Source organism: Cronobacter universalis NCTC 9529, assembly GCF_001277175.1.
GTDB classification, from domain to species: Bacteria; Pseudomonadota; Gammaproteobacteria; order Enterobacterales; family Enterobacteriaceae; genus Cronobacter; species Cronobacter universalis.
On the sequence record NZ_CP012257.1, the window covers coordinates 3,720,405 to 3,734,931 of the forward strand.

13 protein-coding genes are annotated in these 14,527 nt (G+C 58.7%); all 13 read right to left on the reverse strand.

Annotation, left to right across the window (positions count from 1 at the left end; translation table 11 throughout):
* Positions 1–10: 10 nt before the first annotated feature.
* Positions 11–409 carry a DUF350 domain-containing protein gene (locus AFK65_RS17130; protein WP_007764406.1) on the reverse strand — a complete coding sequence of 133 codons (399 nt, stop codon included), beginning with the start codon at positions 407–409 and terminating at the stop codon, positions 11–13.
* A gap of 156 nt (positions 410–565) precedes the next feature.
* Complete coding sequence (gene rlmB, locus AFK65_RS17135; RefSeq protein WP_007778372.1) at positions 566–1,297, reverse strand: 23S rRNA (guanosine(2251)-2'-O)-methyltransferase RlmB; 732 nt, start codon at positions 1,295–1,297, stop codon at positions 566–568.
* An 81-nt stretch (positions 1,298–1,378) separates the two neighbouring features.
* On the reverse strand, positions 1,379–3,847 hold the full coding sequence (rnr, locus tag AFK65_RS17140) for a ribonuclease R (protein ID WP_007702092.1): 2,469 nt from the start codon (positions 3,845–3,847) through the stop codon (positions 1,379–1,381).
* 36 nt (positions 3,848–3,883) lie between these two features.
* On the reverse strand, positions 3,884–4,309 hold the full coding sequence (gene nsrR / locus AFK65_RS17145) for a nitric oxide-sensing transcriptional repressor NsrR (protein WP_004385299.1): 426 nt from the start codon (positions 4,307–4,309) through the stop codon (positions 3,884–3,886).
* Positions 4,310–4,464: 155 nt separating this feature from the next.
* Positions 4,465–5,763, reverse strand: a complete 1,299-nt coding sequence (locus AFK65_RS17150) for an adenylosuccinate synthase (RefSeq protein ID WP_007702096.1) — start codon at positions 5,761–5,763, stop codon at positions 4,465–4,467.
* A 102-nt stretch (positions 5,764–5,865) separates the two neighbouring features.
* Positions 5,866–6,063, reverse strand: a complete 198-nt coding sequence (locus AFK65_RS17155; protein WP_032805691.1) for a DUF2065 domain-containing protein — start codon at positions 6,061–6,063, stop codon at positions 5,866–5,868.
* Between the two features lie 62 nt (positions 6,064–6,125).
* Positions 6,126–7,130 carry a protease modulator HflC gene (gene hflC, locus AFK65_RS17160; RefSeq protein WP_007702109.1) on the reverse strand — a complete coding sequence of 335 codons (1,005 nt, stop codon included), beginning with the start codon at positions 7,128–7,130 and terminating at the stop codon, positions 6,126–6,128.
* Between the two features lie 2 nt (positions 7,131–7,132).
* The gene (gene hflK, locus AFK65_RS17165) at positions 7,133–8,377 is read right to left on the reverse strand and encodes an FtsH protease activity modulator HflK (protein ID WP_007702112.1); all 1,245 of its coding nucleotides are present in this window, start codon (positions 8,375–8,377) and stop codon (positions 7,133–7,135) included.
* Between the two features lie 166 nt (positions 8,378–8,543).
* Positions 8,544–9,824 carry a ribosome rescue GTPase HflX gene (gene hflX, locus AFK65_RS17170; protein WP_038856209.1) on the reverse strand — a complete coding sequence of 427 codons (1,281 nt, stop codon included), beginning with the start codon at positions 9,822–9,824 and terminating at the stop codon, positions 8,544–8,546.
* Positions 9,825–9,897: 73 nt separating this feature from the next.
* Entirely contained in the window at positions 9,898–10,206 is a 309-nt protein-coding gene (gene hfq, locus AFK65_RS17175) for an RNA chaperone Hfq (RefSeq protein WP_007702119.1), read from the reverse strand.
* A gap of 100 nt (positions 10,207–10,306) precedes the next feature.
* A complete protein-coding gene (gene miaA / locus AFK65_RS17180) occupies positions 10,307–11,257 on the reverse strand; it encodes a tRNA (adenosine(37)-N6)-dimethylallyltransferase MiaA (protein ID WP_007702122.1) in 951 nt (316 codons plus the stop codon).
* Entirely contained in the window at positions 11,250–13,169 is a 1,920-nt protein-coding gene (mutL, locus tag AFK65_RS17185; protein ID WP_038856207.1) for a DNA mismatch repair endonuclease MutL, read from the reverse strand. The genes miaA and mutL overlap by 8 nt, the downstream gene beginning before the upstream one ends.
* 9 nt (positions 13,170–13,178) lie before the next feature.
* Complete coding sequence (gene amiB, locus AFK65_RS17190) at positions 13,179–14,525, reverse strand: N-acetylmuramoyl-L-alanine amidase AmiB (protein ID WP_038856206.1); 1,347 nt, start codon at positions 14,523–14,525, stop codon at positions 13,179–13,181.
* Positions 14,526–14,527 lie beyond the last annotated feature (2 nt).

The window sequence follows — 14,527 nt, forward strand, 5'->3', positions numbered from 1 at the left end:
TTATTACGTTTTACCAGGTCATGCAGGCCGCGTTCAGAATACCGCCCGCCAGCGACGCCACGCCCATAAATATTGCGGCCGCAACGTTGCGGTTAATAATTTTCTCGCTCAGTTTCGGCATGTACAAACGCACGCCGCCGTAGATTATAAGCTGGACGACGAGCGCGATCGCCCCCCAAATCAGATAGTCCGTGATGCTGACTGAGTTGATCGCCGCGCTGGCGAGCGGCACCACATAGCCTAAAATCGCGCCGCCGAAGGTAATCGCCGCCGCGCTGTTATTCTCTTTGATTAATGTCCACTCATCGTGAGCGGTAATGCGGGTGTAGATGAACATGAAACAGTTGATCATCGCCAGCCCGATAAAAAAGTAAGCGCAAAACGCCATCAGTCCGTGGAATGTCTGCACGGTTGCATCTCCTGAGTCCAGTTAGAGGTATTGATTAAACAGGCAAACAGCCTGTGGCGCTTATAGTAGCAGCGGAGTTTAGGGTTTCTGGCGCTTTAATAAAACTTTACACAGGAACTGGACGCAATAAAAAACCCTCCGCAGAGGGTTTTACGATTAGCTGCGCTGACGCACGGCTTCGAAGAGACAGATACCGGTCGCCACCGAGACGTTCAGCGAGGAGACGCTGCCCGCCATCGGGATGCTGATAAGCTCATCGCAATGTTCACGGGTGAGACGGCGCATCCCTTCCCCTTCCGCGCCCATCACCAGCGCCAGAGGGCCGGTCATTTTGCTCTGGAAGAGGGTGTGATCCGCTTCGCCCGCCGTGCCGACGATCCAGACGTTCTCTTCCTGCAACAGACGCATGGTGCGCGCGAGGTTGGTCACGCGGATCAGCGGCACGCTTTCCGCCGCGCCGCAGGCGACTTTTTTAGCGGTCGCGTTAAGCTGCGCGGAGCGATCTTTTGGCACGATCACCGCATGTACGCCCGCCGCGTCAGCGCTGCGCAGGCAGGCGCCGAGGTTATGCGGATCGGTCACGCCGTCCAGGATCAACAGGAACGGCTGCGCGTGCGCCGCCAGCAGATCCGGCAGATCGTTTTCGCCATACTGACGCCCCGGCTTGACGCGGGCGACGATACCCTGGTGCACCGCGCCATCCGCTTTTTCATCCAGCCACTGGCGGTTTGCCACCTGCACCGGCACGCCCTGCGCTTCCAGCGCGTGGATCAGCGGCAGCAGACGTTTATCTTCACGCCCTTTCAGAATAAACACTTCCTGAAAACGCTCGGGAGCGCGCTCCAGCAGGGCCTGCACCGCGTGGATGCCGTAAATCATTTCACTCATGAATGGTACTCGTTATGGGCGGCGAGCCGCCCGGTGTTAGGCAATACGTAATAAATCGGGCCTGGCTCGCAGGCCCCGCGATTACTCGTCGCGCTTTTTCTTCGCCGCGCGCTTCGCTTTGGTGGCGGCCGCGATTTTCTGCGTTTTTGCCGACGGTTTTTTACTGCTTTTCGCCGGCTTGTCGCTCTTCTCAGCGCGTGCCGCGCTGTCTTTCTTCACCTTTCCACGGCCTTTTTCGCTGCGAAACGCCTCGTTGGGTTCGAAATTCTGGCGCTTGCCGACCTGACGACGGCTGCGGTTTTTACCACCACCGCCGCCTCGTTTCTCGCGCTCGCGTGCGGTTTTACCCACGTTACGCGGCCCGCGCTCGCTGGAGATGAGCGAGAAATCGATTTTGCGCTCGTCCATGTTAACCGCTTCGACTTTGACTTCGACGCGGTCGCCCAGACGATACGTCTGGCCGCCGGATTCGCCAATCAGACGCTGGCCGACCTGATCAAAGCGGTAGTAGTCGTTATCCAGCGACGAGACATGCACCAGACCGTCGATAAAGAGATCGGTCAGGCGCACGAAGAATCCAAAGCCGGTGACGCTTGAAATCACGCCGGAGAAGGTCTGGCCGACCTGATCCTGCATGAAGTCGCACTTCAGCCAGTCCGCCACTTCACGGGTAGCTTCATCGGCGCGGCGTTCGGTCATGGAGCAGTGCTGGCCCAGTTGCAGCATCTCTTCCATGGTGTAGTGCCAGCCGCCGCTCTCGGTGGTGTTGCCTTCGTGACCCTGCTCTTTGGCGATCAGGTATTTAATCGCGCGGTGCAGCGTAAGATCCGGGTAGCGGCGAATCGGCGAGGTAAAGTGCGCGTAGGATTGCAGCGCGAGGCCGAAGTGGCCGCGGTTTTCCGGATCGTAAATCGCCTGTTTCATCGAGCGCAGCAGCATGGTTTGCAGCATCTCGTGATCGGGACGATCGGCGATGGAATCGAGCAGCTCGGCGTAATCGCGCGGCTCCGGCTTGTTGCCGCCCGGCAGCTCAAGGCCCAGCTCCGCCAGTACAGAGCGGAACGAGGTGATCGCTTCATTGGTCGGACGGTCGTGAATACGGAACAGCGCCGGCTCTTTGTGTTTCTCGACAAAGCGCGCCGCCGAGATGTTGGCGAGGATCATGCACTCTTCGATGAGCTTGTGCGCGTCGTTACGCTGGGTCTGCTCAATACGATCGATACGGCGCTCGGCGTTGAAGATAAACTTCGCTTCTTCGCTCTCAAACGAGATGCCGCCCCGCTCGGTGCGCGCCTCTTCCAGCGCTTTATACAGCGTGTGCAGCTCTTCGAGATGCTTCACCAGCGGCTGATACTGGCTGCGCAGATCTTCATCGCCCTGGAGAATATGCCACACCTTGGTGTAGGTCAGGCGGGCGTGCGAGCTCATCACCGCTTCATAGAATTTATAGCCAGTGAGACGGCCTTTGGCGGAGATGGTCATCTCGCAGACCATACAGAGGCGATCCACCTGCGGGTTCAGCGAGCACAGGCCGTTGGAGAGCACTTCCGGCAGCATCGGGACGACCTGTGACGGGAAGTAAACCGACGTGCCGCGGTTGCGCGCTTCGTTATCAAGCGGCGTCGGCGGGCGCACATAGTAGCTGACGTCGGCGATAGCCACCCACAGGCGCCAGCCGCCGCCGCGTTTTTTCTCACAGAATACGGCGTCGTCAAAGTCGCGGGCGTCTTCGCCGTCGATGGTGACGAGCGGCAGATTGCGCAAATCGACGCGCCCCACTTTGGCCTCTTCCGGCACTTCTTCTTTCAGGTGCGCAATCTGTTCTTCAACGGCTTTCGGCCAGACGTAAGGGATTTCATGGGTGCGCAGCGCCATATCCACGGCCATGCCGGTGCCCATGTTGTCGCCGAGCACTTCAACAATTTTACCGATCGCTTTGGTGCGCCGCGTCGGGCGCTGGGTCAGCTCGACAACCACGACATAGCCCATGCGGGCGCCCATCACCTCTTCCGGCGGGATCAGGATATCGAAGCTCAGACGGCTGTCGTCCGGCACCACGAAGCCGACGCCCGCGTCGGTGAAATAGCGCCCGACAATATTGCTCTGCTTCGGCACCAGCACGCGTACGATGCGCGCTTCGCGGCGGCCTTTGCGGTCTGAACCGAGCGGCTGCGCCAGCACGATATCGCCGTGAATGCAGGTTTTCATCTGCTCAGAAGAGAGATAGAGATCGTCTTTGCGTCCTTCGACGCGTAAAAAACCGTAACCGTCGCGATGGCCGATGACGGTGCCTTTTTGCAGATCAAGACGTTCCGGCAGCGCATAGCACTGGCGGCGGGTAAAGACTAACTGGCCGTCGCGCTCCATGGCGCGCAGGCGGCGACGCAGCGCTTCCAGCTGCTCCTCGCCTTCAATGCCGAGTTCGGACGCCAGTTCATCGCGGTTAGCCGGTTTTTCACGTTTGGTTAAATGCTCAAGGATAAATTCCCGGCTCGGGATAGGGTTGGCGTACTTCTCAGCTTCTCGTTCCTGAAAAGGATCGTGTGACATAGCGGTTCCTCCGTTGTCATCAGTGGCGCGAATGCGTCATTCCACCAGCAATAATTTGTAGAGCGGCTGGTTTTCCTGCACTAAATCGGCCAGCGTGTAGTTATCCAGTTCCTGAAGAAAGCGCGCCACCGCGTCGCCCAGCACCTGTTTCAGGCGACACGCGGGGGTGATGTGACAGAACGCGCTACTACAGTTCACTATAGACAGGGGCTCCAGCTCACGCACGACATCCCCAATGCGGATGGTTGCGGCTGGTTTGCCAAGGCGGATCCCGCCGTTTTTGCCCCTCACGGCGGTGACATAGCCCGCACGACTAAGCTGGTTGATAATTTTGACCATATGATTGCGGGAGACGCCATACACCTCGGTGACTTCAGAAATGCTGGTCATGCGGCCTTCCGGCAAGGACGCCATATAGATCAAAGCCCGTAGCCCGAAATCGGTAAAACTCGTTAACTGCACATCAACCTCAGAATATGGGAGGGGAAAAACGCGGTTCGCCCAGAGGGCGATATATTGATGATAAACCAGCCATATGTCAGGCGGCTAATTTATTTGAAAAAGGCGGGTAAAAACCGGGAAAAACAAAGGGCGCGTTTGCCGCGCCCCTGGTCACATTATGCGTCGAACGGATCGCGCAGGATCATGGTTTCGGTACGATCCGGACCGGTAGAGATGATGTCGATCGGCACGCCGGTGACTTCTTCAATACGTTTGATGTAATTCAGCGCCGCCTGCGGCAGGCCGTCACGCTCTTTCACGCCGAAGGTGGATTCAGACCAGCCCGGCATGGTTTCGTAAATCGGCTCGATACCTTCCCAGTCATCCGCCGCCATCGGGGTGGTGGTGACTTCGCGGCCATCCGGCATACGGTAAGCGACGCAGATTTTCACCTCTTCCAGAGCGTCCAGGACGTCCAGTTTGGTCAGGCAGAAGCCGGACAGGGAGTTGATCTGCACGGCGCGGCGTACCGCGACCGCATCCAGCCAGCCGGTACGACGGCGACGGCCGGTGGTAGCGCCGAATTCATTGCCTTTTTTGCACAGGAATTCGCCGATGTCGTCGAACAGCTCGGTCGGGAACGGGCCTGCGCCCACGCGGGTGGAGTAGGCTTTGATAATGCCGAGCACGTAGTCCACATAACGCGGGCCAATGCCGGAGCCGGTCGCTACGCCGCCTGCGGTGGTGTTGGAGGAAGTCACATACGGGTAGGTGCCGTGGTCGATATCCAGCAGCGTGCCCTGCGCGCCTTCAAACATGATGAAGTCGCCGCGCTTACGCGCCTGATCCAGCAGATCGGAAACGTCCACCACCATGCTGGTCAGCACGTCGGCAATCGCCATCACGTCGTCCAGCACTTTCTGGTAGTCAACGGCTTCAACTTTGTAGAAGTTCACCAGCTGGAAGTTGTGGTATTCCAGCACTTCTTTCAGTTTTTCAGCGAAGGTGGCTTTATCGAAGAGATCGCCCACGCGCAGACCGCGACGTGCGACTTTGTCTTCATAGGCCGGGCCAATGCCGCGACCGGTGGTGCCGATGGCTTTGGCGCCGCGCGCTTTCTCACGCGCGACGTCGAGCGCAACGTGGTAGTCGAGGATCAGCGGGCAGGCTTCGGATAACAGCAGACGTTCGCGAACCGGGATGCCACGGTCTTCCAGTTCCTTCATCTCTTTCATCAGCGCGGCAGGCGACAGCACGACGCCGTTACCAATGATGCTGGTGACGTTATCGCGAAGAATGCCCGAGGGGATAAGATGGAGGACGGTTTTTTCACCGTTGATTACGAGAGTATGGCCTGCGTTGTGACCGCCCTGGTAGCGTACAACATATTTAGCCCGTTCAGTCAGAAGATCGACGATCTTCCCTTTACCTTCGTCACCCCATTGGGTGCCCAGTACGACGACGTTGTTACCCATTTTTCAAAATCACCGTTTGCTTAAAAAAGGATTCTAACACCAGCTTTGCTGATGTTCAGCCCTTTTTGTATACAAATTTCGTCGATTTTGCCCGATTTTTATTCAGTTAATCGTTTTCCTCAACATGTAGTAGATCACAATCCCGGCAACCACAAGACCCCCGCCGAAACGGCGTAATAAAGTGTCCGGCATTTGCGCCACAGAGACGATCATCCGCCGCCATACGCGCGGAAAAAGCAGCGGGCCGAGCCCTTCAACCACCAGCACCAGCGCAAGCGCCAGCAAAACCGTTGTATTCATTGTGCGTAAAACCTGCATAAAAAAAGAGCCGGCAATCACCGGCTCTTGTTAAGGGTCAGGGCTTAGCGTGCGCTATTGGCCGGCGTTTTCATATAGCGGAAGAAATCGCTGTCCGGGCTTAACACCATTACGTCCTGATTGGAGTTAAAGCTGCTCTCGTAGGCACGCAGGCTGCGGATAAAGGCGTAGAAATCCGGATCCTGGCTGAACGCGTCGGCGAACAGTTTCGCGGCTTCGGCATCGCCTTCACCCCGCAGGATACGCGCCTGACGCTCAGCTTCCGCAAGCGTACGGGTCACTTCGTAATCCGCCGCCGCGCGCAGTTTCTCGGCCTCTTCCTGGCCCTGCGAACGGTGACGACGGGCGACCGCTTCACGCTCGGCGCGCATACGGTTGAAGATAGCTTCCGAGACTTCCGCCGGCAGGTTGATCTGCTTGATACGCACGTCAACCACTTCAATACCGAGCGCCGCCATGCTGTTCGGGTTGATCACCGGCACTTTGCCGTTGGTCTCTTCGGTCACACGTTTCGCCGCAGAAGCGATAGCGTCATCCGCCGCCGGGGTTTCGACTTCATCTTCGGTGCCCGCAGAGCCGGAGTTCAGCGCTTCGCGCACTTCAGAAGTCAGACGACCACGGGAATCGGTGACGATGTCTTTCACGTCGAGACGACCGATTTCAGAACGCAGACGGTCCGAGAACTTACGTTTCAGCAGGACTTCCGCCTGAGAGAGATCGCCGCCGCCTGTCGCCAGGTAGTAACGGCTGAAATCGCTGATACGCCACTTAATGTAAGAATCGACGATCAGGTCTTTCTTCTCTTTGGTGACGAAACGATCCGCCTGGTTATCCATGGTCTGGATACGGGCGTCCAGCGTCTTCACCGACTCGATAAATGGCATTTTAAAGTGCAGGCCAGGCTCATACACTTTCGGCTTGTTATCGTTGTCGCGCACAACTTTACTGAATTGCAGGATGATGCCGCGCTCACCCTCTTTCACCACAAAAATCGAGGTGTAAAGCACCACCAACGCGATGATGATTACCGCAATGACTGACTTACGCATCGTTATTCACTCCCTTCGCGCTGGTAATCGTTACGCTGCGCGTTGGCACGGCGTTGATCCATAATATCGCCACGGCCAGAAGACGCGCTGTTGCTCGCGCCGCTGTTGCCGCTGCCTGAGACCGGCGGCAGACGCAGCAGCGGGTTGCCGCTGTTGTTGTCGTCGCTCGCGGCAGGCGCGGAGCCGCCTTTCAGCATCTGATCCAGCGGCAGCACCATCAGGTTTCCGCCTTTATCGTTGACCAGCACTTTACGGGTGTGGCTCAGCACTTTTTCCATGGTTTCGATATACAGACGCTCGCGGGTGATTTCCGGCGCGGCTTTGTATTCCGGCAGGATCTTCGCAAAGCGCGCCACTTCACCCTGGGCTTCCAGGACAGTCTGCGTTTTATACGCGCGGGCCTCTTCCAGAATACGCTGCGCCTGACCGTTCGCACGCGGCTGCACTTCGTTGGTGTACGCTTCCGCTTCACGAATGTACTGCTGCTCGTTTTCACGGGCGGCAATCGCGTCGTCAAACGCGGCTTTCACCTCTTCCGGCGGGCGAGCAGCCTGGAAGTTAACGTCCAGCAGCGTGATGCCCATGTTGTACGGACGAATGGTCTCTTCCAGTTCGCGCTGAGTATCGCTACGGATAACGGTACGGCCTTCCGTCAGAATGCGGTCCATGGTGTATTTGCCGATAACGCCGCGCAGGGCGCTGTCGGTGGCCTGACGCAGGCTGTCGTCCGCGTTGGCGACGCTAAAGAGATAGCGCTGCGGATCGGTGACGCGGTACTGCACGTTCATCTCAACGCGCACTACGTTTTCGTCAGACGTCAGCATGATGCCGGAGGCGGCCAGCTCGCGCACGGCTTCCACGTTCACCGGCACCACTTCATCGATAAAGGTCGGTTTCCAGTTAAGACCAGGCTCAACCAGATGACTGAATTTGCCAAAACGCGTCACAACGCCGCGCTCAGCTTCTTTAATGGTATAGAACCCGGTGACGGCCCATAAGATGACCGCAGCCGCCGCGACGATACCCACAATGCGTCCGCCGACCGGGCTGCGCGGCTCCTGCGAAGAGCCGCCGCCTTTACCACCGCCAATGCCGCCCAGCTTTTTACTGAGCTTACGGAAGATATCATCCAGATCCGGCGGCCCCTGCTCGCGACCGCCTTTATTTCCCCCAGAGTTGCCGCCAGGCTTGCTGCTTCCCCACGGGTCGCGGTCCTGTCCGTTATTACCGGGCTGATTCCACGCCATGTTTATGCTCCATATTTGTTATGCGGTGATATACCTTTCGTCCTTCAGGCGGCGTGATGTTGTGCGCTTTTACAATGCTAAAAAGAAAAGCGCGGCCGCCATCATGCCGCCTGAGTCCATCCGGGTACCCCCCAAAGGGGAATATTTTCAGGCTTCGGCCAGCCGGTTAGACCACGTAGTCAACCAATGCCGGTTCCTGTTTACAGAGGCGACGCCAGTCAACGATAGGCATGCGAACCTGCAGCCCGACGCAACCGTCCTCCTCCATCCACTCTTTTTCGATCGCCTGAAGCTGGTAAAACCGGCTCCGCAGACGCCCCGCTTCCGGCGGAAGACGCAGCGCACGCTGGACTATTTCGCCGGAGAGACGTTCCGTCAGTGCCTGGAAAAGCAGTGGCACGCCCGCCCCCGTCTGCGCGGAAAGCCACACGCGGATGGGCAAATTCTCATCGTTCCTGTCGATACGCGGCTCGAAATCCTCCAGCATGTCGACTTTATTCATCACCAGCAGCGTCGGGATCTCGTGGGCGTCTATCTCTTCGAGCACGGTATTAACCGCCTCGATGTTTTCCGCCATGCGCACATCCGCGGCGTCGATCACATGCAGCAGCAGCGTCGCCTGACGCGTCTCCTGCAGCGTGGCTTTAAACGCGGCGACGAGATCGTGCGGCAGATGGCGGATAAACCCGACCGTATCCGCCAGCACCGTTTCGCCGACATCCGCGACATCTATGCGGCGCAACGTCGGGTCAAGCGTGGCGAACAGCTGATCCGCTGCATACACCTCAGCCGTGGTGATTTGGTTAAACAGGGTGGATTTGCCGGCGTTGGTGTAGCCCACCAGAGAGACGGTGGGAATATCGGCTTTGGTGCGCGACCGACGTCCCTGCTCTCGCTGCTTCTCGACGCGCTCCAGCCGCGAGAGGATCTGAGTAATACGGTTACGCAGTAAACGACGGTCGGTTTCCAGCTGGGTTTCACCCGGGCCGCGCAGGCCGATACCGCCTTTCTGGCGTTCAAGGTGGGTCCAGCCGCGCACCAGTCGCGTGGCTAAATGGCGCAGCTGCGCCAGCTCAACCTGCAGCTTACCTTCATGGGTACGCGCACGCTGGGCGAAAATATCAAGAATCAGGCCGGTGCGGTCGAGAACGCGACACTCGCACAGACGCTCCAGGTTACGTTCCTGGGCCGGGGTCAACGCATGATCAAAAAGGACAACTGACGCCCCAGTGGCTTTGACTGCATCGGCAATCTCAACGGCTTTACCTTCACCAACAAAATACTTTGGGTGCGGCGCTTTACGGCTACCGGTAATCACCTGTAATGCTTCGACACCGGCGGAAGAGACCAGGGATTCGAACTCCTGGAGGTCTTCCATATCTTTGTCTTGCGTAAAATAGATGTGTACCAGCACCGCCTGCTCACCGGCATCATAACGGTCAAACAAGCGTAAACCCTCTTAAAATACCAGCGGGGAACACAGACGAACTGGTCCCCCGACATGGAGCAACAGCCAGGCCTTACTCGGCGTCTTCGCTATCCTGAGAGGCAGCGGAAGATGGCTGTGCGTTGTTGCTGTGATGGTAGTTACTGGAACCGCCACCCGCGTTGTTGCTATGGTGAGAAACCGGACGAGACGGCACCACGGTCGAGATCGCGTGCTTATAAACCATCTGGCTGACCGTGTTTTTCAACAGGATCACGAACTGATCGAAAGATTCAATCTGACCTTGCAGCTTAATACCATTCACCAAATAAATAGAAACTGGAACACGTTCCCGACGCAGCGCGTTGAGGAACGGATCTTGCAAAGATTGCCCCTTAGCCATTCTATCTTTTCCTTATATGCTTGTTGTTTATACTCTTGAACCCTTGGGCTCTGAAAAACTGCGTAAAAATCCGCGCACGATACGGTTCAATTGTACACATTCATTGTTGCTTCGCACCAATAACCTGTAACACATCGCTGTACGCCTGTTCAGGCATTTCACTGTCGAGCCAGTGTACGCCTTCCCAACCGCGCAGCCAGGTCATTTGCCGCTTCGCTAACTGTCTCGTGGCGCAAATACCTCGATAAACCATTTCGTCGTATGAGATTTCGCCCGCCAGATAAGACCACATCTGCCGGTATCCCACGCAACGAACGGAAGGCATGTCCGTATGCAAATCTCCACGGGCAAATAACGCCCGGACTTCTGCCTCAAAACCTGAAGCTAACATCTGGTGAAAACGCTGCTCAATGCGCTGATGGAGCAGTTCACGGCTCGCCGGGGCGATGGCGAACTGATGCACCTGATAGGGCAGAGCTTCTCCTGACGTCTGCGTCAGTTCCGTTAAAGTTTTACCCGAAATGAAAAAAACTTCCAGTGCCCGGGAAAGCCTTTGCGGATCGTTGGGATGGATTCGCTGCGCCGCGACAGGGTCGATATCCTGAAGCTTGCGGTGTAATGCGTCCCACCCCTGCTCTGCTGCCTGTCGTTCAATTTCCGCTCTGATGGCCGGATCCGCTGACGGAAGCGGCGAAAGCCCTTCCAGCAGCGCCTTAAAGTAGAGCATGGTGCCGCCTACCAGCAGCGGTATGCGCCCGGCGGCGACAATCTCCGCCATCGCTTTTAGCGCATCGCGGCGGAAATCGGCCGCGGAGTAAGCCTGCGCGGGATCGATAATATCCAGCAAGCGGTGCGGCGCCTGCGACAATTCGTGCGCATCAGGCTTGGCGGTGCCGATATCCATGCCCTTATAAACCAGCGCGGAATCCACGCTAATCAACTCCACCGGCAGCGTCTGGCGCAGGCGAATGGCTAACGCCGTTTTGCCGGAAGCTGTCGGCCCCATCAGAAAAATCGCCTTCGGAAGGCCGGTATTACTTACATCATTCATGTGTCAGGGCATTCATCGCCGGTTGTAAATCAATAAGTTGCAATAAACCACCCGGCGGCGTTTTCACCATCTGCGGACACAGCCTTTCGAGCTCCGCCAGCGTCGCGATGGCTTGCGCGACGCTCCACGGTTGCGCGATGACCAAATGGCGGGCAAGCCATCCGGCAACAGCGGCATCGTCAGCGTTTGGTTGCTGCGCCAGGTAGCCTATCAGTTCAGGAATCAAGATTTGTAAATTTTGTTGGCGTAAGGGTAAAGGCACTGCACGAATTGTCACATGATGCCCATCGAGCACGGTTTCAATCCCCAGACGCGCCAGTTGCGGCTGCGCGCGCGTCATCACCTCGCGCTCATCGCCGGAAATTTTCAGACGAACCGGAATCAGCAGCGGCTGCGCGCAGGGCGCTTCATCACCTGGCAACAGCTGCGCCTGTTTGAGACAACGCTCCGCCACGCTTAAGGCCAGCAGCATTAGCTTACCGTCGCGCTCCAGTAGCGCCACGTTTTCCGACACCAGCGTCAGTACGCGTCCAAAACTGTGCGAATGCCCGTCCAGCGCAGGCACAGGCGGCACTGCTTCACGCGTCGCGGCAGTCGCGGGCGCGGCAGGCGGCGGCGTCACCGCGGGCGTCTCCAGCAATTGCTTATACAACGCGCCTTGCTGTTTCTGGTAGCCCGGCGTCGCATTCGGCCAGCCGCCGTTGCTGGCGCCGCTGCGCCCGGCGCCTGTACCGCCGCCCGCTGACGCACCGCCGGAAGCATAGCGCGGCGCGTCGCTTTCGCGAATGGTTGCGCGCTCACGCTCGCGCGGCGCCGGGTCGGCAAACTGGTTTTTGCCCGCCGCGACGCGGTTTTCCGGCTGCCAGCGCGGCGCGTCTTCGGCAGGTTCATCAAGCGAGAGCGGGTTTGCCGCCCGCTGCTGCAGCACGCTCACCACACCCTGATAGATAAAATCGTGCACCAGCCGCGACTGGTGGAAACGCACCTCATGCTTGGCCGGATGCACATTCACATCCACCTGATGCGGATCGATTTCCAGATACAGCACATAGGCAGGCTGCTGATCGATGCCGAGCTTATCTTCGCAGGCCTGGCGAATCGCGTGATTAATCAACCGGTCGCGCATCATACGGCCATTCACATAGCAGTACTGGATTTCGGCCAGCGCCGCCGTGGTGGCTTTCGGCTCCGCCACCCAACCGCGCAGCGCCAGATCGCCGTGCTGCCACTCGATAGCCAGCGCCTGCTCAAGAAACGCCGGGCCGCAAATGCTGCCAAGACGGCGTTCGCGCGGCGCATTGCCCTGCACGGCCCGATACTGGCGCATCATTTTGCCGTTGTGGCTGAGATTAATCGTCACGTCAAAGCGCGCCAGCGCGATACGCCGCACCACTTCGTCAATGTGCGTGAATTCGGTTTTCTCGGTGCGCATAAATTTGCGCCGCGCGGGGGTGTTGTAGAACAGATCCAGCACTTCCAGCGTCGTGCCGACCGGGTGCGCCGCCGGTTTGACGGTCACCTCCATATCGCGGCCTTCGGCGTACGCCTGCCAGGCTTCCTGCTGGTCGGCGGTGCGTGAGGTCAGCGTGAGACGCGATACCGAGCTGATACTGGCCAGCGCTTCGCCGCGAAAGCCGAGGCTGATAATGGCTTCGAGATCGTCCAGCGAGGCGATTTTACTGGTGGCGTGACGCGCCAGCGCCAGCGCCAGCTCGTCTTTTTTAATGCCAGCGCCGTTATCGCGAATGCGGATAAGCTTCGCGCCGCCACGCTCGATATCGATGTCAATACGCGTGGCGCCCGCGTCGAGGCTGTTTTCCACCAGCTCTTTCACGACCGACGCAGGGCGCTCCACCACCTCGCCCGCGGCGATCTGGTTCGCAAGCTGCGGCGGCAGAACCTGAATCGGCATGAACTCTCCTTACTGAATCACGGTGACCTGGCTTGTGGCGTTGTCAGCGGAGCGGGCGGTCTGCCCCGTTCCGCCGTCACCCTTTGGCGCGGCCTGGAGCGGATGCGCAATAAAGTAGTTACGCAGCCCCTGATAAATGGCTTCGGCGATTTGCTGCTGATAATCATCGCTTGCCAGCAAACGCTCTTCGCCGGTGTTGCTGATAAAACCGGTCTCCACCAGGAGCGACGGGATATCCGGCGAGCGCAGCACGCCGAGGCTTGCGTGTTCCGGCCGCCGCTTATGTAACGCGCCCACCCGCTGAAGCTGACCCAGCACGCTGGTGGCGACATCATACCCGACGCGCTGCGAATGGCCGAACTGCAAATCCAGCACCGCCTGGCTCAGGTACGGGTCCGCCTGGCTGTTAGCCAGCACGTCGCCTGCGCCGCCGAGCAGCTCCGACTGCTTCTCGTGCTGCTCCAGCCAGCTCGCCATTTCGCTGTTGGCGCGACGGTTAGAGAGCACCCAGACAGAGGCGCCGGTAGCGTCGCGGTTAGGCGCGGCGTCGGCGTGAATCGACACTAACAGGTTCGCGTTTTGCTGACGCGCCACGTCGGAGCGGCCCATCACCGAGATAAAATAGTCGCCGTCGCGGGTCAGCACGCCTTTGAACATAGGATCGTCATTGAGCAGCGTCCGCAGCTTACGGGCGATAGCGATGGTGACGTTTTTCTCACGCACGCCGCCGGGGCCGATAGCGCCGGGGTCTTGTCCGCCATGCCCGGCGTCGATAGCCACCACCACGCGATCGGATGTTGTCGCCCGGCTGACGCTGCGCCCCGGCCGCGTGACGGTATTGCTGCCGACGACGCTGGTGATACGGTCGTTATCGGTGCGAAACGGGTTACGCGCAGGCCCGGACGATCGAACGGGCGCAGCGACGGGCTCGCGCTGCGCCACAACGGGCGGCGGCGGCGGAGGCGGCGGCTCGTCGGCGTCTATCGTAAAGACGACGTTATAGCCCGCGCCCTTTTGCTGCTTCGCCGCGCGGGCTTTGCCATCTTTGGTTAAATCGACCACCAGGCGCAGCGACTGATTATCTTTCGGCTGCCCGGCGCGAATGCTTTTGACCAGGTTTTCTCCGCTGAACACCAGCGGCAAACCCTGGATCACGCCGGTCTGTTTAATATCAAGGGCGACGCTGCGCTTACCCTGCTGCGAATAGGCGTATTCAGGATCGCCCATAAAACTTAAGGTGATCCGCGCCTGGCCGTCGCCGTTGGACACCTGAATATCGGACAGCGTCGCCCCGAACGCGGGCGCGCATACCGCCAGCAGAAGCGCCACTACCCAGTTTTTCATGCGTGTGATCATCC

Coding starts and splice junctions, on each gene's coding strand:
- hflC (WP_007702109.1), bottom strand. CDS start 7,130: ATGCGTAAGTCAGTCATTGCGGTAATCATCATCGCGTTGGTGGTGCTT.
- hflK (WP_007702112.1), bottom strand. CDS start 8,377: ATGGCGTGGAATCAGCCCGGTAATAACGGACAGGACCGCGACCCGTGG.
- rnr (WP_007702092.1), bottom strand. CDS start 3,847: ATGTCACACGATCCTTTTCAGGAACGAGAAGCTGAGAAGTACGCCAAC.
- AFK65_RS17150 (WP_007702096.1), bottom strand. CDS start 5,763: ATGGGTAACAACGTCGTCGTACTGGGCACCCAATGGGGTGACGAAGGT.
- amiB (WP_038856206.1), bottom strand. CDS start 14,525: ATGATCACACGCATGAAAAACTGGGTAGTGGCGCTTCTGCTGGCGGTA.
- miaA (WP_007702122.1), bottom strand. CDS start 11,257: ATGAATGATGTAAGTAATACCGGCCTTCCGAAGGCGATTTTTCTGATG.
- rlmB (WP_007778372.1), bottom strand. CDS start 1,297: ATGAGTGAAATGATTTACGGCATCCACGCGGTGCAGGCCCTGCTGGAG.
- AFK65_RS17155 (WP_032805691.1), bottom strand. CDS start 6,063: ATGAATACAACGGTTTTGCTGGCGCTTGCGCTGGTGCTGGTGGTTGAA.
- hfq (WP_007702119.1), bottom strand. CDS start 10,206: ATGGCTAAGGGGCAATCTTTGCAAGATCCGTTCCTCAACGCGCTGCGT.
- mutL (WP_038856207.1), bottom strand. CDS start 13,169: ATGCCGATTCAGGTTCTGCCGCCGCAGCTTGCGAACCAGATCGCCGCG.